Annotated in this window: 20 protein-coding genes and 1 riboswitch; of the genes, 15 read left to right on the top strand and 5 right to left on the bottom strand. The window is 40.5% G+C overall.

Annotated features, from left to right (window positions below; all coding sequences use genetic code 11):
• The first annotated feature begins 10 nt into the window (after positions 1–10).
• The 13 genes from acbD to F3J02_RS02555 all read left to right on the top strand — a co-directional run bounded on the left by acbD (position 11) and on the right by F3J02_RS02555 (position 16,464).
• Positions 11–649 carry an acinetoferrin biosynthesis acetyltransferase AcbD gene (acbD, locus tag F3J02_RS02615; protein ID WP_167247383.1) on the top strand — a complete coding sequence of 213 codons (639 nt, stop codon included), beginning with the start codon at positions 11–13 and terminating at the stop codon, positions 647–649.
• Entirely contained in the window at positions 646–1,017 is a 372-nt protein-coding gene (locus tag F3J02_RS02610) for a hypothetical protein (protein ID WP_167247382.1), read from the top strand. The genes acbD and F3J02_RS02610 overlap by 4 nt, the downstream gene beginning before the upstream one ends.
• Positions 1,014–2,264 carry an MFS transporter gene (locus tag F3J02_RS02605; protein ID WP_167247380.1) on the top strand — a complete coding sequence of 417 codons (1,251 nt, stop codon included), beginning with the start codon at positions 1,014–1,016 and terminating at the stop codon, positions 2,262–2,264. The genes F3J02_RS02610 and F3J02_RS02605 overlap by 4 nt, the downstream gene beginning before the upstream one ends.
• A gap of 9 nt (positions 2,265–2,273) precedes the next feature.
• Positions 2,274–4,670, top strand: coding sequence for a TonB-dependent receptor (locus tag F3J02_RS02600; protein WP_167247378.1), 2,397 nt, complete (start codon positions 2,274–2,276; stop codon positions 4,668–4,670).
• Positions 4,671–4,695: 25 nt separating this feature from the next.
• Complete coding sequence (locus tag F3J02_RS02595; protein WP_167247376.1) at positions 4,696–5,946, top strand: MFS transporter; 1,251 nt, start codon at positions 4,696–4,698, stop codon at positions 5,944–5,946.
• A 280-nt stretch (positions 5,947–6,226) separates the two neighbouring features.
• Positions 6,227–8,515: a TonB-dependent receptor gene (locus F3J02_RS02590; RefSeq protein ID WP_167247374.1), complete on the top strand. Its 2,289-nt coding sequence runs from the start codon at positions 6,227–6,229 to the stop codon at positions 8,513–8,515.
• 391 nt (positions 8,516–8,906) lie between these two features.
• On the top strand, positions 8,907–11,030 hold the full coding sequence (mtlD, locus tag F3J02_RS02585; RefSeq protein ID WP_167247373.1) for a bifunctional mannitol-1-phosphate dehydrogenase/phosphatase: 2,124 nt from the start codon (positions 8,907–8,909) through the stop codon (positions 11,028–11,030).
• 84 nt (positions 11,031–11,114) lie between these two features.
• Complete coding sequence (locus F3J02_RS02580; RefSeq protein ID WP_167247371.1) at positions 11,115–11,738, top strand: 2'-5' RNA ligase family protein; 624 nt, start codon at positions 11,115–11,117, stop codon at positions 11,736–11,738.
• A 2-nt stretch (positions 11,739–11,740) separates the two neighbouring features.
• Positions 11,741–12,259, top strand: a complete 519-nt coding sequence (cobU, locus tag F3J02_RS02575; RefSeq protein WP_167247369.1) for a bifunctional adenosylcobinamide kinase/adenosylcobinamide-phosphate guanylyltransferase — start codon at positions 11,741–11,743, stop codon at positions 12,257–12,259.
• 1 nt (position 12,260) lies between these two features.
• Positions 12,261–13,331: a nicotinate-nucleotide--dimethylbenzimidazole phosphoribosyltransferase gene (gene cobT, locus F3J02_RS02570; protein ID WP_167247367.1), complete on the top strand. Its 1,071-nt coding sequence runs from the start codon at positions 12,261–12,263 to the stop codon at positions 13,329–13,331.
• Positions 13,321–13,926 carry a histidine phosphatase family protein gene (locus tag F3J02_RS02565; protein WP_167247853.1) on the top strand — a complete coding sequence of 202 codons (606 nt, stop codon included), beginning with the start codon at positions 13,321–13,323 and terminating at the stop codon, positions 13,924–13,926. The genes cobT and F3J02_RS02565 overlap by 11 nt, the downstream gene beginning before the upstream one ends.
• A gap of 110 nt (positions 13,927–14,036) precedes the next feature.
• Positions 14,037–15,620: a histidine-type phosphatase gene (locus F3J02_RS02560; protein WP_167247365.1), complete on the top strand. Its 1,584-nt coding sequence runs from the start codon at positions 14,037–14,039 to the stop codon at positions 15,618–15,620.
• Between the two features lie 100 nt (positions 15,621–15,720).
• On the top strand, positions 15,721–16,464 hold the full coding sequence (locus F3J02_RS02555) for an adenosylcobinamide-GDP ribazoletransferase (RefSeq protein WP_167247363.1): 744 nt from the start codon (positions 15,721–15,723) through the stop codon (positions 16,462–16,464).
• A 63-nt stretch (positions 16,465–16,527) separates the two neighbouring features.
• On the opposite strand, the gene F3J02_RS02550 is transcribed toward F3J02_RS02555, so the two are convergent.
• From F3J02_RS02550 to F3J02_RS02540, 3 genes are all read right to left on the bottom strand, one after another.
• Positions 16,528–17,991 (bottom strand): PepSY domain-containing protein, encoded by a 1,464-nt coding sequence (locus tag F3J02_RS02550; RefSeq protein ID WP_167247361.1) that lies wholly within the window; start codon positions 17,989–17,991, stop codon positions 16,528–16,530.
• A 3-nt stretch (positions 17,992–17,994) separates the two neighbouring features.
• Complete coding sequence (locus F3J02_RS02545; protein WP_167247359.1) at positions 17,995–20,106, bottom strand: TonB-dependent receptor; 2,112 nt, start codon at positions 20,104–20,106, stop codon at positions 17,995–17,997.
• Positions 20,107–20,179: 73 nt separating this feature from the next.
• Positions 20,180–20,683 carry a hypothetical protein gene (locus tag F3J02_RS02540; RefSeq protein WP_167247357.1) on the bottom strand — a complete coding sequence of 168 codons (504 nt, stop codon included), beginning with the start codon at positions 20,681–20,683 and terminating at the stop codon, positions 20,180–20,182.
• Between the two features lie 199 nt (positions 20,684–20,882).
• Positions 20,883–20,951: riboswitch (Fluoride riboswitch) on the top strand.
• Positions 20,952–21,013: 62 nt separating this feature from the next.
• On the opposite strand from F3J02_RS02540, the gene F3J02_RS02535 reads away from it, so the two are divergent.
• Both F3J02_RS02535 and ppa read left to right on the top strand, forming a co-directional pair.
• A complete protein-coding gene (locus F3J02_RS02535; protein WP_167247355.1) occupies positions 21,014–21,346 on the top strand; it encodes a DUF190 domain-containing protein in 333 nt (110 codons plus the stop codon).
• Positions 21,339–21,860: an inorganic diphosphatase gene (gene ppa / locus F3J02_RS02530; RefSeq protein ID WP_167247353.1), complete on the top strand. Its 522-nt coding sequence runs from the start codon at positions 21,339–21,341 to the stop codon at positions 21,858–21,860. The genes F3J02_RS02535 and ppa overlap by 8 nt, the downstream gene beginning before the upstream one ends.
• Before the next feature lie 55 nt (positions 21,861–21,915).
• On the opposite strand, the gene F3J02_RS02525 is transcribed toward ppa, so the two are convergent.
• Complete coding sequence (locus F3J02_RS02525) at positions 21,916–23,007, bottom strand: 3-deoxy-7-phosphoheptulonate synthase (protein ID WP_004653380.1); 1,092 nt, start codon at positions 23,005–23,007, stop codon at positions 21,916–21,918.
• A 118-nt stretch (positions 23,008–23,125) separates the two neighbouring features.
• A complete protein-coding gene (locus tag F3J02_RS02520; protein ID WP_167247351.1) occupies positions 23,126–24,013 on the bottom strand; it encodes a sulfite exporter TauE/SafE family protein in 888 nt (295 codons plus the stop codon).
• Positions 24,014–24,185 lie beyond the last annotated feature (172 nt).

Genomic DNA, 24,185 nt, shown 5'->3' with positions numbered 1-24,185 from the left:
AAGGTTCGATATGAAAACAATCTCTCAGCAATTACCAGATTACTTTGAATACCACGAAGATGGCACACAATACTACTTACGCCAAGTGCAATATCCACAAGATATTCCTTTGCTACATCAGTGGATGCATGAGCCGCACGTGATTCCGCAATGGCAGCTGAATAAATCTGAGCTGGATCTGCAGGTTTATTTCGACAAGATGCTAGCAGATGACCATCAACGTCTATTGATTGTGGGGGTAGATGGTAAAGATGTGGGCTATACCGAGATCTATGAAGGTAAACGTGATCGTTTAGGTCGTTATTACGATGGTGATGACAATGATCTAGGTTGGCATTTATTGTTTGGTGATAAGTCGGTGTTTGGTAAAGGCTTTTTACGCCCAACCATTCGTTTGCTCAGCTTCTATATTTTTGAACATTCACAAGCGAAAAAAATTGTGGGTGAGCCTGACCATACTGTTAAACCTTATGCCGCTGTGGTCGCAGAACTTTGCTATGAGACTCAACGTCTCATTCCTATGCCAGAAAAAACGGCAATGTTGTATTACTGCTTTAGAGAAACTTTCTATAACAAGTTTGGTGAATATTACCAAACCTCACAACAACAGCTAGCTGATCAGCCAGCCAAAATCCTGAGTGTTACATGAGCCTATCCATCAATGAGATGCATATCTTGGACATGCGCTTTGCAGCGCATGTCTCAGTGGCAGAATTTGAGCAATGGTTAATGCATATTCAACAATATTTCGAACAAAAAAGAAATTTTGTGCTGATTATGCAAACCGAACCGAACACTGAATTTCCCGAAGAATATCGGGTCATTCAGGGGAAATGGTACAAACAATATAAACAAGATTTTTATCAATATTGTTTAGGCCTTGCCCGAATTGCCCAAGATGAGGCAGATCGTATTCGATTAGACACGCCAGCTTTGCAAAAAGCTTGGCATGTTCCTTATTTTGTCAGTGTAGAAAAAGCCGATGCCGTGCAGTGGGCGATGCAGAGGTATTCATGAATCAACAAATAATACCAGACAAGAGTTTACCTATAAAAACAGTCTCTGCACTGAGTTTATCGGTGGTGGTCGTACTGTACCTTGCACATGCATTACCGCTGTACTTTTACAATGTTGCCTTACCTGCGATTTTGCGTCATCAAGGGGTCGATCTACGCTGGATTGGCATGTTGTCGCTGCTGTATATCCCATGGGCATTTAAGTTTTTTTGGGCACCCTTAATTGATCGTTTTTATTTTAAGGCACTTGGTAAACGTAAAACTTGGCTTTTATTCACCCAAATTGCATTGGTTCTGGGTGTCGTTGCCTTAGCTTTGACACAATTCGATTATGGTTTAAGTGTATTTGTCATAGTCGGTTTGTGGATTTCAACCTTTGCCGCAACCCAAGATATTGCGATTGATGGTTATACCGTTGAAACCTTTTCTGAATCTGAATACCGATTAGGCAGTATGGCGCAAAGTATTGGCGTGGCACTGGGCAGTATGATTGGTGGTGCTGCAACTTTGTGGCTTTATCAATTGTATGGTTGGCAAACAGCGCTGATTTGTTTAGCTGCAATGACAGCACTGACCATGCTTGCAGTGTTTCAAATTAAAGAAAAAACCAATACTGAAAAAATTGCCAAGCAAGCGCCGAGTCTGATCCGAGCCTTTAAGCGTCCTGAGATGTTATGGGCTTTGGCTTTGATTGTCTGTTATCGCGTAGTTGAAGCACCCGCAATGGCCATGCTCAATCCGATGTTGATTGATCAAAAATGGTCATTGGCAGAGATTGGTGTACTGATGTCTGTGATTGGCGCGGGCATTGGTTTATTGGCGGCAGTGACAGCTGCGTTCTTACTAAAAAAAATAGCAGCAACACAATTACTGATTTGGGCTGGTTGGGCACGCAGTTTGGTGTATGCCTTACTGGGCATCGCGGTCTTACTCAGCTGGTTTAATCAGTGGCACATGTTATTGGGGCTATTTGTTGTAGTTATTTTGGCGATTCGTTATATCGCGATGACTGCTTTATATGCCCACTTCATGCATACCAGCTCTAAGGAGCAAGCTGGAACAGACTTCACTATTTTGGTCTGTTTTGAACTCCTGGTTTATTTCATTGGCGGTGCAATGTCTGGTTTCTTGGCCAAAGCATTTGGTTATGGAAATTTCTATCTCATTCTCGCAGCAGCATCTGTGTTGAGTGTCTTGCTCAGCCAAGTGTTAATCCACAAAGCAAAACAAACGGAACAACTCACCTAGGGGTAATTTATGAAAGTACGTTCACTTTCGACATCATTAACGCTGTTAAGCTTAGCAATCAGTACTCAGCTATATGCTCAAACAGTTGAAACAGATGCATCTGTTCAAACGACTGCTGCTGTAACAAGTCAGAAACCAACCCAACTTGCACCTATTGTAGTGACAGCATCGCGTTCAGCACAAAGTATTGCTGAAATTGCAGGTACGGTGTATCGCATTGAACAAGAAGATATTGCAAAACAAGCCGCTGCGGGTAAAAGTACAGCAGATATTTTAGGTTTACTCGTTCCATCGCTAACACCAAGTTCTGGTACAACCAGTAACTATGGAATGACCATGCGTGGCCGTACAGTCCAATATATGATTGATGGCGTACCACAAACGGGTTCGCGTGATAGTTCACGTCAATTAAATAGTATTAGCCCAGATATGGTTGAACGTGTTGAAGTTGTGTCTGGAGCCAGCAGTATTTATGGCTCTGGTGCAACAGGCGGGATCATCAATATCATTACTAAAAAAGGGTCGACTGAGGGTGTTCATTTTGAATCAAAACTCGGTGTAACGTCAGGCGATAACTTTAAAAATGATGCTTTGGCTTATGAAGCATATCAATCTGCTGCGTTTAAACAAGGCGATTGGAATGGTTTCTTAGGAGCAAGCTACACCAAACGCGGTGAGATTCAAGACAGCCACGGTGACCGAATTGGACCTGAAGTTGCACAAACGGATCGTCAAGATACGAAAACTATCGATGTTAATGGTCGTTTAGGTTGGCAGTTTGCTGACAAGCAAAGTATTAGCGTTGGTGCACAATATTATAATGATGAACAAGACAGCGACTATGGCGCCGATTACGGTCAAATTTCTGGTTATAATGCCGCCAATTTATTATTTCCAACGGCGGTGACACCGAGTTTAAAAGCGGTCAAAGGTTTACAATTAGACACTCAGCCTAGAACAAAACGTTATGCAATTAATACCCAATATGAAAACCAAGATATATTGGGCCAAAAGTTGAATGTTGAAGCATTTTATCGTAATGAAAAAGGGCGTTGGTTTCCAACAGTGTCTCCACTTGGACATGGCACTTTAAATGGTGGGTTAGCACAACTTTATCCAAATTATGCTAACCCACGCTCACCCGATTTCTTAAAAGCTGTCCGTTTAGGATATGCTGTTTTACAGTCAGAATCTGAAATTGATGTATGGGGTTTACGTACAGCTTTACAAAAAGATTTTGAAATTTCAAATCGTAAATTGGGCTTGGTTTATGGTGTGGATTACGAAAATGAAAAAGATAAGGCAACTGCACGTCGGTTTAACTTTGACAAGTTTTATGCAAGTAATGGTCTGAATTTTGAACCTGAAAAAACCTACCAATTTGGACCAGATACTGAAGTTAAAAAACTAGGTGCTTTCTTACAAGGGCATTATGAAGTATCAGACAAATTAAATGTTCAAGCTGGTATTCGCCATGAACGAATAGACAGTAAGGTTTCTGATTCAACGCCATATCGTGAGTCTATTCCTGCTGATATTCTAACAAACGATTTAAAATACCCATACACAGCAAAAGCATTGGCTGGTGGTAAAGTTAAACATGATGCAACCTTGTTTAATCTAGGTGCAGTTTATCATTTAAATGATGCTCAACAAGTTTTTGCTAATTTTTCACAGGGTTTTAGCATTCCCGATGTGCAGCGTATGCTTCGTGACGTTCCAGCTAATTTCGTTGTAAATAGTAATAATATTGATCCGATCAAGGTCAATAACTATGAATTAGGTTGGCGTTTACAAGGTGATAGTGGTCTTAATACAAGTGTAACTGCTTTTTATAATACTTCAGATAAAGTCGTGCGTTTTAATAGTGCCCCTGCATATAACATTGATGTTGTGGATACTGATGAACGTATTTATGGTGCTGAAGCAAATGTTAATTATCCAGTAACTGATAGTATGTCATTAGGAGGTACAGTCGCTTATACACGTGGGCAATTTAAAAATTCAGATGGAAAATGGCAAGAGTTGGATAGCACCCGTATTTCTCCTTTAAAAGGTACGCTGTATACGGATTGGCAATTTACAGATGGCTTTGGTCTCCGTGTTCAAGCACTTGCTGTAAGTGGTACTGATAAAGCCACAAAAGAAATGAAAGACTATAAAAATATAGATCCAACAGGTCGAAGAAATATCAAACTACCAAGCGAAATTAAAGGCTTTGCCGTAATGGATGTGATTGCCAATGCAAAAGCTGGCCCAGGAACGCTAGGCTTTGGTGTCTATAATGTTTGGAATACGGAATATAAAACTGTATTTAGCCAAGCTGCGGAATCTGTTTATGGGGCTATGTCGAGCTTGCCAGCACAAGGTCGTACTTATGGTTTGAGCTATACCCTCAAATACTAATCTAATCAAAAAGGCATCTGTTTAGATGCCTTTTCTTTTGATGAATTTCATGATGAACAATAATTTAAAGTTTTTAGCACTTGCTGCTTTGATCAATGGAACTTGTTTTTCCATGATTCTCCCTTTACTTGCCCCATTGACACGACAATTACATTTATCTGAATTCCAAGGTGGTGTGATTGTTTCAGCAGGGGCAATCTGTATGGCAATTGCATCGATCTGGATTGCGAAAAAGAATAATCAGCTATCTCCCAACCAACTCGTCAATTATGGTTTTTGGGGAATGACCTTTACTTGGGCTATTTTTACCTTGATTTTATATGTAGGAACACAAGCAATCTTACCAAGCCTGCTTATTTTTATTTTATTGGTTCTCAGCAGAGCATCTACGGGCATTTTTATGGCTTTGCCACAAATTGGTCTGCAAAGCTATGTAATGACACATGCGAGTGAAGCTGCTGATCGTAGCAAGCAAATGGCGATGTTTGGTGCGATGAATAGTTTTGGGATGATTGTAGGCCCGTTTGCAACCTCAGTTTTATTATTTGGTGGTTTACTTTTTCCGATGTGGATTGCAGTGGCTTTACTGGGTTTAGTGAGTATTGCACTTAGCATCCTGTTTAGTAAAATCCCAAAAATTCAAACTAATAGCTCGAAGCTGGAACAAGAAGAACAGAGTAGCATTGAACATGAGTCGATTCTCAGACAGAGTTTTATTTGGTTAGTTCTTGGTTTTGCGACATATGTTGCGATTGTGACTTTAAATATGACAGCAGGCTTTTATATTCAGGATAAGTTTTATCTTAGTAGCCAACAGAGTGCGGTTTATTTTTCTCAATGTATGTTAATTGTCGGTGTTTGTTTAGTGCTAACCCAGCTTTTAATTGTGAAAGTCTTACAGCTTAAATTAAATAGTTTGGTTATCATTGGTTTAGTCACAATGAGTTTTGGCTTATTACTTTCACTCTATGCACCTACAATTTTTGTGTTTCAGGCCAGTTATATTTTTTATGGGGTTTCAGTCGCGTGCTTATTACCAGCATTTACCACAGGCGCTGCTCAAGCTGTATCTCAGCAATCACAGGTTAAAATGGCAAGTTTTTGTACGGCGACACAGGCATTGGGCTTAATTGTTGGCCCATTACTCAGTACATTCCTATACCGTTTTAGCACTCATTTCCCATTCTATTTACTTTTATTTTTAATGCTTTCCATTGGATTGTATTTTTGCTGGTTTTTTATAAGCCAACAACAAAAGCACCTTTTAGCTGATTAAAAGAGTAAAAAATATCTATTTTCATATTGGTTGGATGAATACAGTTATTGAATGTTTTATGCATAGTTAACTGATCATTGTGATGTAAAAGGTTTGTTGTTTATCAGATCGAATGCAACCAATGAAATATATTTAGCAGGGCGGTGCCAACAACTGAATGAAATAAATATGGACAAGTTATCATTTATTAAAATAATTCTCATTATTGTTTTTATTTAGTATTATGGCCTGCATTTTGGATACTTTTTGAGTGATATTAGGGTTTTGGAGAAACGAGAAAATGAAAGTCAATAATGAGTCTAGGGCAAAACAAGTACTGTTTAAAATGACACCATGTTGTCTTGCTGTTATGACAATGCTTGCGCAACATGCGAATGCAGAAACTGCTTCTGCAAATGCTACTGTGGCAGTAGAGTCATCACAGAAAACTGTCGCACAGTTAGAAAAAATAGTTGTGACTGCAACCCGTACACCGAAGAATATTGCAGAAATTGCAGGGACGGTACAGACCATTGACCAAACACAGATTGCACAGCAAGCCATAGCTGGGCGAAAAGTTGCAGATGTCTTGGCACAACTTGTTCCATCACTTGCACCAAGTAGTGGTACGACCAGTAATTATGGTCAAACCATGCGTGGGCGCAATGTTTTGGTGATGATTGATGGTGTTTCACAAACAGGTTCAAGAGATGTTTCGCGTCAGCTAAACAGTATCAGTCCAAGTATGATTGAGCGCATTGAGATTATCTCTGGGGCAACCAGTATTTATGGCTCTGGCGCAACGGGCGGTATTATCAATATTATTACCAAACGTGCGGACACCTCAAAACCGTTGAGCTTTGAAACTAAAGTTGGGATTACTTCTTCGGATACATTCAGAGGCGATGGTTTAGCATATGAAGTGGGGCAATCAGTTTCCTTTAGCCAAGGCAATGTAGATGGCTTTTTAGGTGCAAATTTTACCAGCCGTGGTTCTCAGTTTGATGGCGATGGTAATCGAATTTCTTTAAGTCCTTGGCAAGGCAGCACCATGGACACGGATACCATCGATGTAAATGGACGTTTAAATTTCAATTTAACAGATAAACAAAGCCTAAGCTTTGGCGCACAATATTATAAAGACAAACAAGATACAGATTACGGCCCAGATTATTCATACTTACCGACAACAGGAACAAGTAATGATATGGGAACACCAAGCTATAAAGCAATTAAAGGTTTGAAGTTGAGTGATCATTTATTTACTGAACGCTATGCAATAAATTCACAGTATCAAAATCAAGATTTTTTAGGTCAAGTCCTTAATGTTGAAGCTTATTACCGTAATGAGAAAGCAAGATTTTTCCCTTATGGTTTAACAACCAAAGCTGTAACTTCGGTGAATCAGTCTCAATCGGAAATCAAGGTTGCGGGTTTACGATCAACCATGCAGTCAGACTTTAATATTGCAGATAAAGATCTAAAACTGACCTATGGTCTGGACTATGATTGGGAAAAAGACGAACAGTATATTGATATCCTTGCGACGAAATATCCTTATTTAGTTTATACACCTACAGGTGTACGTAAAGGATATGGTCCTAATACAGAAATTCAAAATATTGGTACTTTTATACAAGGTGACCTTGCCGTCAGTGATCAATTGAACATTCAAGCTGGTATTCGTTATCAGTATATTCAAGCGGAAACAGATGCCTATATTCCTAGTCGAGAGTCAGTAACAGTTCCTGCTGGTTCAACACATGACGATAAACCATTATTTAACCTAGGTGCAGTTTATAAACTCAACGATGGTCAGCAAGTGTATGCTAATTTTTCTCAGGGTTTTAGTTTCCCTGACGTGCAGCGTATGCTCCGTGATGTATCGACTTATAGCGTTTCAACCTCAAATCTTCAGCCTATTACGGTAAATAGTTATGAATTAGGCTGGCGTTTAAATCAGGATGATGGTCTCAATCTTGGTTTAACTGGTTTTTATAATACCTCTGATAAAACGGTACAATTTAATAACCGAGCAGCAAAAATTGTAGACACCGATCAACGTGTCTATGGTGCCGAAGCAACCGTCAGTTATCCATTTATGGACAGTTATAAGGTTGGTGGTACTTTAAGCTATACCCGTGGTCAATATAAAGATGCCGCAAACCAGTGGCATGAACTCAATTCATTTGCGGTTTCACCAATAAAAGGGACGCTATTTGCTGAATGGGACAATGATGAGGGCTATGGTATCCGTGTCCAAATGCAAGCCATTAAGGGAACTAACAAAGCCTATAATGACGATCGTGATTTAGTTGCGAAAGCAAATACAAGTCAGGATAAAGTTTTCCAGGCTGCTGTTAAAGCAGATGCGAATAGTGCAGCCAAAATTAAAGGCTATGCCACTATGGATGTATTAGGACATGTTCCTGCATGGAAAGGGCGTGTAGATTTTGGTGTATATAATGTTTGGGGCCTCCAATACAATACTGTATTTGCACAACAAGCGGCTGTATCGAACGGAAACCCATTATTGGCAATCCCTGCTGAAGGGCGCACGTATGGCCTAAGCTATACTTTTAACTACTAAGCAATTGATATAAGAAAAATATCCGTCATCGTTACGGATATTTTTTTGGTTAATGTTAGCCATCTCCTTTGGAGAAATGGAAATTCAAATGTTAAGAAGGCAATTAAAGTCATAGTGCCTTTATGAATTATATGACTACATATCTTGGACAGTTTTTTTTGATGCGATCTTCTCATCTGTTCCGTCAATTTTGAATATTTTGGCGATAAAACGTTCATTATTTTTCTCATAATGCAAGTATTCCGACTGTTTCAGTCACATATTGCTGTTATGAGTTGTCTTTATGTTTATTTTTTAATCAAATTTATTTCATTTATTGACGTTTTAGATTTTAAAGGGATTTTTTATGTACCCTATAAAGCGTCATAACAAAATAGATAAAGGAGTAATGATGCTTATTTTTCATGATTATCCTGTTCAAGGAGCCCTTTTTGACATGGATGGAACAATGTTTGATACTGAGCGCTTACGCTTCCAGACATTGAAACAAGCATCAAAAGAGCTGATTGGACAGGAATTTTCAGATGAATATTTGATGCAGTGTCTGGGCTTAAGTGCGAAAGCATCGGAGCAGCTAGCACAAAAGTTTTATGGTATAGACGTTCCTTATACTGCCATTCGTAAACGTGCGGATGAGGTTGAATTAGAGTCTGTGCGAAAAAATGGTGTACCGATTAAAAAAGGACTGATTCAAGTTCTGGAACGCTTAAGAAAATCAGGTTTAAAAATGGCAGTTGCGACCTCCAGTCGTCGTGCGATTGCAGAAGAATATTTAATTAATGCCAATGTTTATAAATTTTTTGATCTGTTGGTCTGTGGGGATGAAGTAGAAAAGGGTAAACCGCATCCAGAAATCTTTTTAAAAGCGGCACAGAAACTAAACCTACAACCGCAACAATGTCTAATGTTTGAAGATTCGGAAAACGGGATTTGTTCGGCCTTTGATGCTGGCGGTATCACGATTTTATTCAAAGACATTAAAGAACCCAATGATCATATGCTCTCTAAAGCAAATTTTTACTATCAGGACATGTATGACTGTCTGAATGCTTTGGATAAATATATTCCTGAAATGGGCATGCCACAATTACAAGAATTATTTCCGCAAAGTATCAATCAATTGACTGTTGGGATTCATGGTTTTGGTGCCATTGGTGGGGGCTATGTAGCACAGATCCTGTCCTATTGGGATGGTTATACACGGCCAAAACGGATTCTGGCCTCAACTCGAAATCGTCTTTATTTGGAATCCGTGAACAGTTTTGGCAGCTATAGTATTCGATATGGACAGTCTTCATATGATGAGCGTATTGATAATCTCACCGTGATTGATGCTGACAATGAACAGCAAATGTTAGAAATGTATATGCAATCCAGCCTGATTGCACTGTGTTTACCAGAACAAGCGATTGAGTCTGAGGCGAAAACGATTGCGAAGGGACTATTGACCCGTTTTATGTCAGCAGATGCAGACAATAATGAGCCCATTACCTTTTTGATTATTCTGAATAAAGTGTGCGCAAAGTATTTGGTCTTAAAACATATCCGTGAAGCCTTACTTTCCATGACGGATGAAGATATTGCAGAACATATTTTAAGTGAACATTATTTTTGCGATACCGTGGTCAATCGAATGGTGTCAAAACTGACTGATCAAGCCTTATATCGTCAGCTCAATATCAAGCACAATTTATTTAAACAATATCAAAATGATCTCAATCCAGAAACGATTGAACTTTCAGAGGAAACCGCTCTGACTGAAAAGCAAGAACAGCAGATTACCCATTGTTTAGAAGACATGCGTGGGCAGTTTCAAACAGGGCAATTCTTACAAAATATGGATTTGATCCTATTCCATAGTGAAATGGATATGCCGATTTACGTGGAAAATCGCAGTCCATTGTTGAGCAAAATGCGTCAAATGATTTTAGTTGATCAGATTTCTGAGATTCAAATTATTAAAAATCGACTATGGAATGGCTGTCATGCCATGTTGGCGTGGTATGCCAGCGCACTTGGACATGACACCATTGGTATCGCCATGGCCGATCCAAAAATCATGAAATATGCAGAACAAGTGGTCAACGAAGTTAAATTGGGTTTGGCCAATATGATTCCCAACCAAGCCAAAGAACTGGATCGTATGGCGGAAAGTTTTCTGCATTCTTGCCGAGCTGCCTATAAAGATCCATGTGAGCGTGTAGCCCGTGATCCGCTTAGAAAGCTCAATCTAAATGAGCGCGTTCTAGGCAGTTTAGAATCTCATGTGCAGCAACAACTTCCTTACCAGAAGTTAATGCAAGGTGCAATTTATGGCTATGCCTATGCTCTGAAAATGCTTGGGCTGGAAGAGATTAAGATTGTAAAACATGTCCAGACTAATATTGAGCATATGGATATTACTGAAAATCAGAAGAAAGCCCTATTAAACCAGCTCTATCAAGGGATTCAGGCTCAACTCAATGATAATACGTTCATGTCACAGTTGGAGGAGCTAAAACCTCTTTCTGCATAAGAAGCAATGATCACAGTGAAAGTGCCTTAACTTCTATCTGGGTTTATGTTTGAATAACGCAACGTTAAACAGAATGCTGAAGTTGTGTTATTACAAGCAGAGACCCAGTTGATTGCGACCGAAATGCGTGATTATCCCGAATGGCATTTGGGGCGTTCAGATTATGGGCTTTGGTATATTGAGATTGATCAACCTGAGTTGATTCACTATTTAGATGAAATCCAAGCACAATTTTCAGGTCTATTGCTTCCTGCACAGCAACGTCAATATCACATTACTTTATTTGTTTGCGGTTTCTTGCAGCCTGCTGTTAAGCAATACGATGATGATTTTCAGATTCGACAATTACAGCAGCAGATCAAGCTGATTGAAGCATTACAGCTCACATCTTTTGAGCTGGAAATCACGCAAATAGATAGTTTTAACAGTGCCTTGTTCCTGCACATTCAAGATCAGCAGGGCGTACTCACCCAAATTCGTCAGCAATTTGCCCATGTATCAGACGAGGTCGCAGCACTTGAATATTGTCCGCACATTACTTTAGGTTTGTATCGTGAAGCTTGGCCAAGTGATAGGGTATTGCAGCGGATACAACAACTTTCGTTAAAAACCATAAAGATTCAGGTCAAAAAACTGACTTTTGGCTATTATAAGGCACAGATTTTACAAGGATTACTGTATCCTTATCAGCAAATTGAACTAGGTTAGATATGTTGCAACTGATTTTAGGTGGGGCGCGCTCAGGTAAAAGTCGTTTGGCAGAACAAACCGCCAAAGATACAGGTTTATCCGTCACTTATATTGCAACGGCGCAGGCCTTAGATGCAGAAATGCAGCAGCGTATTGAGCATCATCAACAGCAACGTCCTGATCATTGGCAAGTGCTTGAAGAACCGATTTATCTGGCAGATCGACTCTTGCAATGCGATCAAACGAATCAGCTGATTTTGGTCGATTGCTTAACCTTATGGCTGACTAATTTGTTATTGGCTGAAGACCCAGCCTTGCAGCAACAACAGATGCAAAAACTATTCGAAGTCTTACCGCAACTACAGTCTCAAATTATTCTGGTCAGTAATGAAACTGGGCTTGGAGTAATACCGATGGGAGAAATCAGCCGTCGTTTTGTGGATGAAGCAGGGCGTTTGCATCAGACCTTGGGGCAACTCGCCAATAAAGTCATGTTTTGTGTAGCAGGCTTTCCAATGATTTTAAAAAATGAGAAATAACATGACTGAACAAGCACAATGGTTTTTAGCCGCCGTTCAACAACCTGATTTAGATGCAAAACAACAAGCTGAACAACGTCAACTGCAATTGACCAAACCCACAGGGGCTTTAGGGCAGTTAGAGCAGCTTGCCATTCAATTGGCGAGCTTACAGGGCACAGTACATCCTCAGATTCAACAACCTTGGATCACTATTTTTGCTGGCGATCATGGGGTGGTTGCAGAAAACATTTCAGCCTATCCGCAAGCTGTGACCCGTCAAATGCTGCAAAATTTTGCCTCAGGCGGTGCAGCTATTAGTGTGATTGCCAAACATCATCATGCACATTTACAGGTTGTTGATTGCGGCACAGTGGGTGAAGCTTATAATTATGTAGGGGTTGAGCGCCACTGCATTCGTGCAGGTACAGCCAATTTTGCTCAACAAGCTGCAATGACGGAACAAGAGTGTTTTGCAGCTTTACAACTGGGTAAAGACAGCGTTGATCGCGCCAAAGTACAAGCTGCTGATATTTTTATTGCAGGTGAAATGGGGATAGGCAATACCTGTTCAGCTTCAGCACTGGCATGTTTATTGTTGAACGAAGATGCCGCACAAATGACGGGTGTGGGTACTGGAATTAACAACCAACAGCTACAACATAAGATCTCTGTCATTGATCAAGCGGTGAAGCGACATCAAATGGATGTTGCAGACGATGCTTTAAAAATCCTGGCTGCTGTTGGCGGCTTGGAAATTGCTGCAATGACGGGTGCTTATATCCGCTGTGCGCAACTCGGTATGCCAATCGTGGTGGATGGTTTTATTAGTTCGGTTGCCGCTTTATGCGCAGTACGCATCCAACCCCAAAGTCGTGAATGGATGCTGTTTGGACATCAATCGGCTGAATATGGTCATCAGCGTGTGCTAAAAGCCTTAGAAGCTCAGCCTATTTTAAATATGAATTTGCGTCTCGGCGAAGGCAGTGGTGCAGGAGCTGCACTGTCGATGCTACAACTTGCTTGCGTGCTGCATAACCAAATGGCTACCTTTGCTGAAGCTGCTGTAACAGGTGATAAAGTTGCACCTTGATTTGCTGCGGCATGGTGAAACCACACTCAGCCATACTTTGCGTGGACATCTCGATGATGCCTTGACTGAACATGGTTGGTTGCAAATGCAATCCACCATTCAGCAACATCTCGATGCTCATGTACAGTGGGATGTGATCATCAGTTCACCCTTGCAACGCTGCCAAAACTTTGCGGCAACATTAGCCAAACAACTCGAATTGCCTTTGCTACTCAATGCTGAAATCAAGGAAATGTATTTTGGCGATTGGGAAGGTATGACGACACAAACCATTTATGAAACGGCACCTGAGCGATTGGCTAATTTCTGGCAATTTCCAACCCAATATCATGCACCGAATGGGGAGTCGTTGCATCAATTCCAGCAGCGAGTTATGCATGGTTTTACTGAAATTTATGTTCAAATGCAGCAACACAACTGGAACAAGGCATTGGTTGTGACGCATGGCGGGGTGATTAAGTTGCTGACTTGTTTGGCACGTCAGCAAAAGCTGGATGATCTATTAACCATGCCTGCAGAGTTAGGAAAGTTATATGCTTTAAATTTAACTCAAGTTGAAAATCAAATTCAATTTTCTGAAAATATCGCAACTTAGCCGAGATAAAATCTTATTCTATTTCCAAGATTTGCTTGGTTGATGTAATCGAATTGTCATTGCCACTGCCTATGATACATGGCATTTCTTGACCTATAAGCAAATCATTCATGAATATATTATTGAAAAGCAGTGTGTTATGCGCAAGTATTTTATTGGCGGCATGTAATAATGATGATCATTCAGAATCGAAAACTACACCAGAAAGTAGCATAGCATCAAAATACTATCAGACTAAAACGCCATACCAACCACAACAAGATCTCAAAAAATATGAAGCCATTCCGCAAGGATTTCAGCCTGTATTTACTGAACTGGTTGCACGTCATGGCTCTCGCGGTTTATCCAGTATTAAATATGATTTAGCGCTGTATAACCTTTGGAAACAAGCCAAAGCTGAAAATGCACTCACACCTTTAGGCGAAAAGCTGGGGGCAGATTTGGAAAGCATGATGAAGGCCAATATTCTTCTGGGTTATGGTGTGGATGGCATCCGTCAGTTTGGCTATGGCAATGAAACCATGCAAGGTATTCAGGAACATCGCGGTATTGCTGATCGTTTATTGCAACGACTTCCCAATTTATTTCAAGCCGCAGCACAGCAACCTGCATCAATTTTAGTACAGAGTTCGGGTGTAGACCGTGCGGTAGATAGTGCCAAATTTTTCACTGCTGAATTGATCCAACAGCAACCGCAATTAAAGGCACACATCACCCTAGTTTCATACACCAGTTTAGCCAGTAGCAGTGTGCCAACGATTGAAGATGGCGGGGTGGATCGTTTTAAACTTTATTTTCATAGTTTGAATAAAGAGCAAGATTTAGTACAGCCATTATCAGTACAACAACAGACGATTTACGATGCCAGTCAAGCCTATCAACATTTTGAAGAAGATGATGCAGATCTGCTCAATAAGTTAAATGAACTTACGAAAAATAGCCGTGCTGAACAGATTGCAATGAGCGTATTGAATCCACTGTTTAAAGTAGAGTTTATTAAAAAATTGGGAACCACAGGCTATGTATTTAGTAATACGGGCTCATATAGCGTTACTTCACCTAAAGGTGAAACCATCACTGAAAAAGGCAAGGGTAAAAACAGTATAGCCAGTGCTGTAGATGCTGCAGCTTATTTATATGAGTTATATTCAATTTCTGGCGGTATGAAAACTGAACTGAAAGGTGTTGATTTTGATCAATATATGCCTGTAGATGCAGCAAAATTTTATGCTGAATTTAACGATGCCAATGATTTTTATAGTAAAGGACCAAGTTTTAGCGAATCGAAGAACGTCACCAGCGCAATTGCTCAAGGTCTAAAGCAGGACTTATTTAAGCAAGTCGATGCGATTGTAGATCAGCAGCAAGCACATCGCGCGGTATTACGGTTTGCCCATGCTGAAATCATTATTCCATTGGCGACCAGTTTAGAGTTGCACAATATGATGCAGCCTTTACCATTACGTCAAACTTATAGTTACAACAGCAGCACTTGGCGAGGTGAGGTGGTATCACCAATGGCAGCGAATCTACAGTGGGATATCTATCAAGACAAGCAAGGCACAACCTTGGTGAAGATGTTCTATAACGAGAAAGAAACTTTATTTAAGTCAAGTTGTAACTATGCACGTTATCGCACTAACAGTTTTTATTATGACTATTTAAAGCTTAAACAATGTTATCAAATTCAATAATCTAAGATATTCAGCCTTTTCATTTGGGAATAACTTGCTATTCCCAATTTTATTTCTTCATAATCCATGCATGATGAACCTGATGTGATTGAGAGGTTGCATGACACCTTTTTGGATTGCCTTGCAGTTTTTGACCGTTTTACCAATTGAACTCAAAACGATGCCAAGCGCAAAGCAGAATGGTCAGGCCATGCTGTTTTATCCTTTAGTGGGCTTATTGCTTGGGTTGATTTTGTTTGCATCTGCGATGTTATTGGCAAAACTTCCGATCATCTTGAGCGCAGCACTAATCCTCGTACTCTGGATTTGGCTGACTGGTGGATTACATCTCGATGGTTTAGCGGATACAGCAGATGCATGGGTCGGTGGATTTGGTGATCCTGAACGAACCTTGAAAATCATGAAAGACCCTGCATGTGGTCCAATCGGGGTACTGAGTTTAGTCGTCGTCTGCTTGCTGAAATTGGTGGCTTTATACGTTTTGCTGGAACAACAAATGGCTGTTTTTTTAATCGTCTTGCCTATGCTTGGGCGCAGTGTGCCACTGTTTTTATTCCTTACTACGCCTTATGTACGTGCTCAAGGCTTAGGCCGTTCTATGACAGATTTTATGCCTAAAAAACAACTTTGGATGGTTTTTGTCATTACAATGGCATTGCTTTGTATGTTTAAATGGCTTGGGTTAATTGCTTTACTGGTTTTTTTAGTGATGCTTTTTTATTTGCGATCAGTATTCATTAAACGTATTGGCGGAATTACAGGTGATACTGTGGGCGCTGCAATTGAGCTGGCTGAAACTAGCGTGCTTCTCAGTGCGGTGGTTGCTTCGTTCTATATCATTTAGAAATTGATCGCTTGAGTTGGCGTGATCCTCCTGCAAACAGAAGGATCACTTTAATAATGAATGTTAACGTTTACGCAATTGAACCAAGAAACCCAGCACAGCGAGTAAGGCAACCAGTGCTGCAATTGTAGCCAGAATGATATCTCGAAGTGTTTTATCTATTGGCAACCATGTCCATTTATGCAAATAAGCAAAACTAAATCCTTCTAAGGCATCTTGTTGCGTGACCTGAGCTGCAATCACACCGCTGCTCGGTTCAATATACAGTCTGAGTTGATTCTCTAAACGAGTTTCAACCTTGATCACGGGTAAGCGTTTGTTGATAAACCCATATTCTCCTCCAAAACTTGTCACCCATGAGGCCTGTTGAACCTGTTCTGGTTGTAAAGCTAAATAGCTTGCGGCTAATTGTTTGCTTTGTTTAAGAATATCAAGCGCTTTACCATTACCAGCATCTATAAACTGAATCGTGGGAGCTATTGTTTTAGTCGTGTGATGATCATGCGCTTTGCTTGCCGCCGTCATGCTACCTTGCAAAGGGCTTTGTCCAACGGCTTGAATCATCCATGCAGCACGAGTATGTGTCTGGCTAAAGGTGGTTGGAACCAGATCCAGACGTTGAATGGGCTGCTGAGTGACCTGATCCCATGCTTCGGTACTTAGATCAGCAGTATGGAAAACAGGTTGAATGTTTTTAATATCGGGCTTTTTTTGCCAAATATGATAGAAACCACTGAGCACCCAAAGCAGAATAAAGACACTTAAACTGATGCCTAAATAGCGATGTAGAAAGCGGATCGGTTTTTGCCCTAGACGGTGATTGCGGTGATTATGAATCTTAAAGAATAAGCCAATCCCCATAAAAAGCATGCACAGTATGCCAATCAAAGCCATTTGCATGAGAATAGTTTGACCTGTCCAAGCTTGATCACCCCACGTCCAGGTATGACCTAAGCGAAAGATTTTTGCCATCCACATCTTTTGATCATTAGACAGCGTGGCCAGTCGTGCTTGTGAAGGATCCACATAGGCACGTAAACCATTTTGAAAATCAACACGCCAAACAGGCAGTAAACGATTCACGCTCGGATAATCATCACTGAATGCGGTGATGATTTGACTGGATACGATTTCCTGTTGAGAGAGACCCGTGTACCAGCGCGCTAAACGCTCAGCATCCTGTTGTTCGGCATTAATCAGCAATTGGCCTGTCTGACTATCATAGTATTCAGCAATCTTTTGTTTGGGCTGTAATATGCGATAGACAATATGCTGAGCATCTAATTCAATCACCTGTAATGCTGAAAATTGTGTTATCTGATGTAACTTTAAAACATCGGTTGCCGCTAATGCATGTGTTAGATCCAATTGTTGAGATGGAGGCATTCGTTTCACAGGCTGAGGTTGTGTTGCACTCATCATCGGATGCAACACACCTGTTAAAGACCAAAGTAAAACGAGAACGCCCAACACCATCCCAAAACTACGGTGTAAAGACAGTAGTTTTTTCAGTTGTTTGGCATTCATTGCTTATTTCCCGAAATGATAACGTAGCCCTAATAGATAGGTTCTTGGCGCAGCGGGGGTATAACTGACTTGGTTATTACTAAACGAGGTACTTTCTGCATAATGTTTATCTGTGGCATTTAGGATCTGGCCATAGATTTCATAAGCATTTTTACGGTAATTGGCACGCAGATTCAGCAAAGTATGACCATCGTACTTTTCCGTATTGGCATCATTGATCCAATAAGAACCGACATAAACCGCTTCCGCAGAAAGTAATAGCTCAGGTATTGGCTTGATCTGATATTCAAGCGTGCCAAATGTTTTAGGCGCACTTGGCATGGTGTTGCCGCTATAATCTAAAACACTCGAGGGTTGAAACTGCTTATATTCATGTTTGGCCACACTGCCTGAAAGTTTTAAGCGCTGATCATATTGATCACTGAGCTTCCAACTTCCCCCAATTTCAACTCCCTGATGTAAGGTTTTACCTGCATTGCGTGGCTCGCGTGTATTATCTGGCTTGGTATAGCTGATCACTTCATCTTCGCCTTCCAAGCGATATAAGGTGATTTCACCGTCTAAGCGATCATCGAATAATTTAAAACGCAGACCTGCATCGATGTTATTAAATGTGGCTTCTTTTAAGTCTGGTGTCACCAAATTTGCACCGTATAAACTACTTACCTCTGGCGGTACAAAGCCTTGCGACCAGTTGCTATAAAGATCAATTGCTGGCGTGATGTTCCATACAAAACCGACTTGAGGGCTGGCTTTATGAAAATCACGTTTTTCATTCGGTGCGCCTGTGGTTTTTGATGGGGTTAATTTGTTTTCATAGTCATAACGAATCCAGTCATAGCGTGCGCCACCAACGAGATTTAAAGTCGGTAACACTTGCCAATTGGCTTGTGCATAGAGGGCTTGGTTATTGACGTCTACATTAAAGTCGCGTAAGGGCTGGCGTTGTTGATAACCGGTATACACCAAGGTATTCGGGTCTCGGAACACCTGAATATCATTGGTTTTGGCTTGGTTGGGTGAATGATCAGCCATCGCCCCAACAATCAGTTTGACCTGATCAAATGCCGCTGAATGCTGAGCATTTAAGCCATAGGACTGAAAAGCGTTATAGGTAGTTTGTCCGCTATAAGTACCCGTCGGTTTGCCATTTTTAACATCAGTACGGATGTTATAACTTGGATTTTGTTCGGTAGTATTGTCACGATAATATAAGGTAACTTGGCTTTGTTGCTGATCATTCCATTGATGGCTAATTTGAGAAGAAAGCCGTGTGGCATCAACTTCACGATAGGTAAAAGTTTGGTAGCTGTATCCAGGGCGTTTGCGATAATCGTCCAGATTTAAACTACCTGTCATATCCGCTTTTAAATGGTTATAACTGACAATATTTTTGATCTGTGTGGCATCAGAAATGCGCCAGTCGTGTCTAAGCGTCACACTCTGTTTATTGCTTTCAGCATGGTCTTGCCAGCTATCACCACGATCACTGGCATAGGCTGAAAGTCTTAAACCATGCTCGCCCCATTGGCTATCAAAGCTATTCGATGCACCGACATCGACACGGCGATATCCTTCAGAACTGGCACTAATGCCAAGGTCGGCTGTGGGTGTAGCACTCGGTGCTTTGGTGAGGAAATTAATTGTTCCACCAATCGCATTGCTGCCATATAAGCTACTGGCAGGTCCACGTAAAATTTCGATGCTATCAATACCCGCCAAATTCACTTCATATAAGGCATTGTGGTTAAACACACCCACAGGACGAATCGAGATCCCATCTTCTAAATATTGATAAACGGCTGCTGTGATAATCGGTTGGCGAATCGACATCATATGCTGTTCATTACCCAAGTCATTCATTAACACGCCTGGGGTTTGATTCAGCACCTGTCCAATAAAGGTTGCATGTTTATCTTCAATGTCCTTGCTGTTAATTTTACTGATCGCAGCAGGGGTATTATTAATCGATTCACCTTCACGACTGGCAGTCACTACAATGGTGGCTAAGGTTTTGGTGGCATTAGATGGTGCGGTTTCTGCAAAAATAACACTACTATAGCCAGCAGAAAGGCACGCAGCCGCTAATACAGACAAACGGAATTGAGTATTCATTTTAAACTCTATAAAAAGCAATAAATAAGGACGCACCCCCGTTATTTACGAGGTACGAAGTAAAATTTGCGATTTATAAAGTGAGTGGTGGGGCTTGTTTGGTGGGGAAAATATAAAAGATACGGGCGATGTGCAGATCTTCTGTCCACGTATGGCACAGGCAGCGTACGCGACTGAACCAAGCCAGTAGAAATATAATGATGAATGCAATGAGTGGGACGATAGCAGCAGCATCTAGACCATGGGAACATAAAGGACAATGCTTCATGATCTGGCTCGCTAGTGCAAAAACTTGCTGTGCATATTCACTGAGCTGGGCATGTTTGGCATGCTCTAGCTGCGGTGCGTGATGCATATCGTGCATGCTATGTTGATGATGACTTGAATGTGTCTGTGACATCAACGAGACATTTTGAATTTCTGTGACTTGGCAATGGCTTGGCATTGCATAAAGTGTAGGTACGACGCCTGTATGGACCATCGTTGGTAAGAATATATGCCAGAGTAAACATAGCAAAGTAATCGCGCCGAAACTGGCACGCCACTTAAGCAATTGTTGACGAAAACTGGACTTCATATCAGCGATACGTCGTAGGAGAAATGTGGCAGCAGTATAATTAAAAAAATATTACACTTCAAAACATATTGGTTACATGTAGGCTGATATTTTTATTAACTAAATGATTTTTCACTAGGGATTCATATAAATATAGAAGTCAAATCATTGGTTCAATCCTAAATTGCAAATGCTTTAAGATCGTACTAAGATAAATAACTTAAAATAAGGAAATGGCATTCTTCCTTTAAAAAACCGCCAATCATTGGCTAATGATGCCTACGTAACCCTGAATTTATAACAATTAAATAGGGTGCGTAGGGTTACGCATTCTATTTTTTGGAGATGCGTATGAAAGGTTCTTTACGAAAGTTTTATCTTGAAGAAAATAAGCTATATAAAGGAAAGCAGCTCTATGAGTGGCTTATTGAAACAGCTAAATCGCTAGGACTCAGAGGTGTAACTGTAAATAGCGGTGTTGAAAGTTTTGATCGACAAGGCCATTTACACTCTGCTCATTTTTTTGAACTGGCTGACCGTCCGATACAGCTTGAGTTTGTCTTAGACACTGAACAAGAGATCTTATTGTTTTCATCAATTTCTCAAGAAAATATTTCACTTTTTTATACAAAAACTGCCATTGAATTTGGAAGTGTGGGAAATAAGGAGAATAATAATGTCTAATATAATTTCAGGCTTAAACATTCCTGATGATTTTTACAGCTTGATTGAAATTCCAGAAAATCATGCACCTGTCAAATACGAAATGAATAAAGAATATGATGCTTTATTTGTTGATCGTTTTTTAAGTACAGCAATGGTATATCCAGCGAATTATGGCTATATTCCGCAAACACTCAGTGAAGATGGCGATCCTTTAGATGTTTTAGTCCTTGCACCATATGCAGTGGTGGCTGGTTCAGTGATTCGGAGTCGCCCTGTTGGTGTCATGTATATGGAGGATGAACATGGTATGGACGCAAAAATTATTGCTGTCCCGCATACTAAAGTCTCTCCTCTATATGAGTCTATAAAAGATATTCAAGACATTCATCCTCTCATTCTGGAGAGGATTAAACATTTTTTTGAACACTATAAAGACTTGGAAGAGGGTAAATGGGTCAAATTTATTGGCTGGGAAAATGTGCAGAAAGCAAAAGAAGAAATTTTAAAATCTGTCCAAGCTTATCCAGTTTAAATAATAGATAAAATAAAAGCCCATGTTGTATGGGCTTTTATTTTGCAGATTAAGCTTAACGTGTTGGTAAGACGTCTTTTAATGCTTCATGCATTTCGAGTAATGCTTTTTCAGTAGTTTCCCAATCGATACAGCCATCAGTCACTGATTTACCGTATTCAAGATCACAGAGGTTTTCAGGAATATCCTGACGACCACCTTTTAAGTGACTCTCCACCATAATCCCAACAATTGATTTGTTGCCATCAAGGATTTGTTCAGTGATATTTTTCAAAACCAAAGGTTGTAAGTACGGGTCTTTGTTTGAGTTGGCATGGCTGGTATCAATCATGATCTTGTTGCTGACTTTCGCTTTTGCCAAAGCTGCTTCCGCTTCTGCAACTGAAGTCGCATCATAGTTCGGCTTGCCATTACCACCACGTAATACCACGTGTGCATAAGGGTTGCCTTTAGTATTGATAATCGCAACTTGACCATTTTCATTCAGGCCCAAGAAGCTGTGACCATGTTTAACCGATTGCATCGCATTGGTCGCAACGGTTAAACCACCATCTGTACCATTTTTAAAGCCAACAGGAGATGATAAGCCTGATGACATTTCACGATGAGTTTGGCTTTCAGTGGTACGCGCACCAATCGCAGACCATGAAATCAAATCTTGATAATATTGTGGTGAGTTTGGATCAAGTGCTTCAGTCGCACATGGCAAACCTTTTTCATTTAAATCGATCAATAATCCACGGCCGATATGCAAGCCTTTTTCAATATTGAAAGAGTCATTCATGTCAGGGTCGTTGATTAAACCTTTCCAACCAACTGTGGTACGCGGCTTTTCAAAATAAACACGCATGACTAGATATAAAGTGTCTTTTACTTTTTCACTAAGGACTTTAAGGCGATCAGCATATTCATGTGCAGCTTTAGGATCGTGAATCGAGCAAGGGCCAATCACAACAAACAAGCGTTTGTCGTTGCCATCTAAAATGTTACGTACAGTTGCACGTCCTTGTAACACAGTTTGAGAAGCAGCATCAGATAAAGGGAGGTCAGCTTTCAGTTCTGCTGGGGTAATCAAAGTTTGAATGCTTTTAATATTAACGTCGTCGATATCTGGCTGAGAAACTGGATTTGACTGTAGAGTATTCATTGCTGTCACAAATTCAATCGAAAGAAAAGGTTATTTTGTCTACGAATATAGCATGAAATGCCGATTGATTAACTAGCGAAAAGCATAATTTATGTAGAAATAATCGGCATTGTAACGCTTAAACAGTTGTTGTTACATGGTTTGTTTGCTGAACCACAACCGCTTGATGTGTTTCAACTGGCTTTGGTTTTGCCTTAATTGGGTTCACCATAAAGTTCACACCCAAAGCAAATAGGGTAATGCCTAGAATTTTACGGATCAATCGTTCTGGCATACGTGAGCTGATGAGTGTACCAACAATAATGGCTGGAATTGAACCCACCAATAACCACATCAACAGGCTAAAGTCGACATTACCTGAAGACATATGGCTTAGACCAGCAACTGCTGTCAGTAATACCGCATGTACTACGTCTGAACCAATAATACGGATCATAGGAAGGTTCGGGAACATAAGCACTAAGGCCATGATACCGAAAGCACCAGCACCCACAGAAGATAAGGTTACAAAGATACCGAGCACAACACCCATAATCACAATGTAATGACGTTTGTGTTGCAATGCATGCTGTTCACTTTCCATATCCGCTTGTTCACGGTTACGGAACTTGTCAAAGAACTTTTCTATCTGTGCACGGAAGACAATTGAGATACCAGTCAAGGTCAACATAAAGCCCAAGACCATGGTCAATACAGCTTTATAATGGGTGGATTGACTTAAATAATGTTCAAGCACCCAAGAGGTTGCGAATGAGGCAGGAATACTGCCCAAAGACAGCCAAAGTACAATTGGCCAGACAATATTCAGTTTTTTTGCATGAACGACTGAACCACAGAATTTAGAAATCGAGGCATAAAGTAGATCAGTACCAATGGCGATATGTGGTTCGATCTTAAACAGGCTAATCAGGATTGGGGTCATCAATGAACCGCCACCGACACCTGTGATACCGACACAGAAGCCAACCAATACCCCAGCCATAATAAATTCTATAGGACCAAACATCGACAATATGCCTAATTATGCAAAAATCAGCATATCTTATGCTTTTTTTAGATAACTCGTTGTGATGAATAATGATTTGCTTATGCAAAAAAAAGCTAAAGAGAGTCAAATTTACGGCTTTTAAGATCGTCTTTTATTCAGATTAGCTTGCGTTATACGCTGTGATTGGTTT

It is taken from the genome of Acinetobacter sp. Tr-809 (assembly GCF_011753255.1).
Classification (GTDB): domain Bacteria; phylum Pseudomonadota; class Gammaproteobacteria; order Pseudomonadales; family Moraxellaceae; genus Acinetobacter.
Note: the sequence above shows the minus strand (reverse complement) of the source record. Positions and strands in the feature narration are given on the sequence as shown.

What these genes read in the sequence shown, in the direction of transcription:
- acbD (WP_167247383.1), top strand. Translation starts at nt 11, where the DNA reads ATGAAAACAATCTCTCAGCAATTACCAGATTACTTTGAATACCACGAA.
- F3J02_RS02610 (WP_167247382.1), top strand. Translation starts at nt 646, where the DNA reads ATGAGCCTATCCATCAATGAGATGCATATCTTGGACATGCGCTTTGCA.
- F3J02_RS02605 (WP_167247380.1), top strand. Translation starts at nt 1,014, where the DNA reads ATGAATCAACAAATAATACCAGACAAGAGTTTACCTATAAAAACAGTC.
- F3J02_RS02600 (WP_167247378.1), top strand. Translation starts at nt 2,274, where the DNA reads ATGAAAGTACGTTCACTTTCGACATCATTAACGCTGTTAAGCTTAGCA.
- F3J02_RS02595 (WP_167247376.1), top strand. Translation starts at nt 4,696, where the DNA reads ATGCCTTTTCTTTTGATGAATTTCATGATGAACAATAATTTAAAGTTT.
- F3J02_RS02590 (WP_167247374.1), top strand. Translation starts at nt 6,227, where the DNA reads ATGAAAGTCAATAATGAGTCTAGGGCAAAACAAGTACTGTTTAAAATG.
- mtlD (WP_167247373.1), top strand. Translation starts at nt 8,907, where the DNA reads ATGCTTATTTTTCATGATTATCCTGTTCAAGGAGCCCTTTTTGACATG.
- cobU (WP_167247369.1), top strand. Translation starts at nt 11,741, where the DNA reads ATGTTGCAACTGATTTTAGGTGGGGCGCGCTCAGGTAAAAGTCGTTTG.
- cobT (WP_167247367.1), top strand. Translation starts at nt 12,261, where the DNA reads ATGACTGAACAAGCACAATGGTTTTTAGCCGCCGTTCAACAACCTGAT.
- F3J02_RS02560 (WP_167247365.1), top strand. Translation starts at nt 14,037, where the DNA reads ATGAATATATTATTGAAAAGCAGTGTGTTATGCGCAAGTATTTTATTG.
- F3J02_RS02555 (WP_167247363.1), top strand. Translation starts at nt 15,721, where the DNA reads ATGACACCTTTTTGGATTGCCTTGCAGTTTTTGACCGTTTTACCAATT.
- F3J02_RS02550 (WP_167247361.1), bottom strand. Translation starts at nt 17,991, where the DNA reads ATGAATGCCAAACAACTGAAAAAACTACTGTCTTTACACCGTAGTTTT.
- F3J02_RS02545 (WP_167247359.1), bottom strand. Translation starts at nt 20,106, where the DNA reads ATGAATACTCAATTCCGTTTGTCTGTATTAGCGGCTGCGTGCCTTTCT.
- F3J02_RS02540 (WP_167247357.1), bottom strand. Translation starts at nt 20,683, where the DNA reads ATGAAGTCCAGTTTTCGTCAACAATTGCTTAAGTGGCGTGCCAGTTTC.
- F3J02_RS02535 (WP_167247355.1), top strand. Translation starts at nt 21,014, where the DNA reads ATGAAAGGTTCTTTACGAAAGTTTTATCTTGAAGAAAATAAGCTATAT.
- ppa (WP_167247353.1), top strand. Translation starts at nt 21,339, where the DNA reads ATGTCTAATATAATTTCAGGCTTAAACATTCCTGATGATTTTTACAGC.
- F3J02_RS02525 (WP_004653380.1), bottom strand. Translation starts at nt 23,007, where the DNA reads ATGAATACTCTACAGTCAAATCCAGTTTCTCAGCCAGATATCGACGAC.
- F3J02_RS02520 (WP_167247351.1), bottom strand. Translation starts at nt 24,013, where the DNA reads ATGTTTGGTCCTATAGAATTTATTATGGCTGGGGTATTGGTTGGCTTC.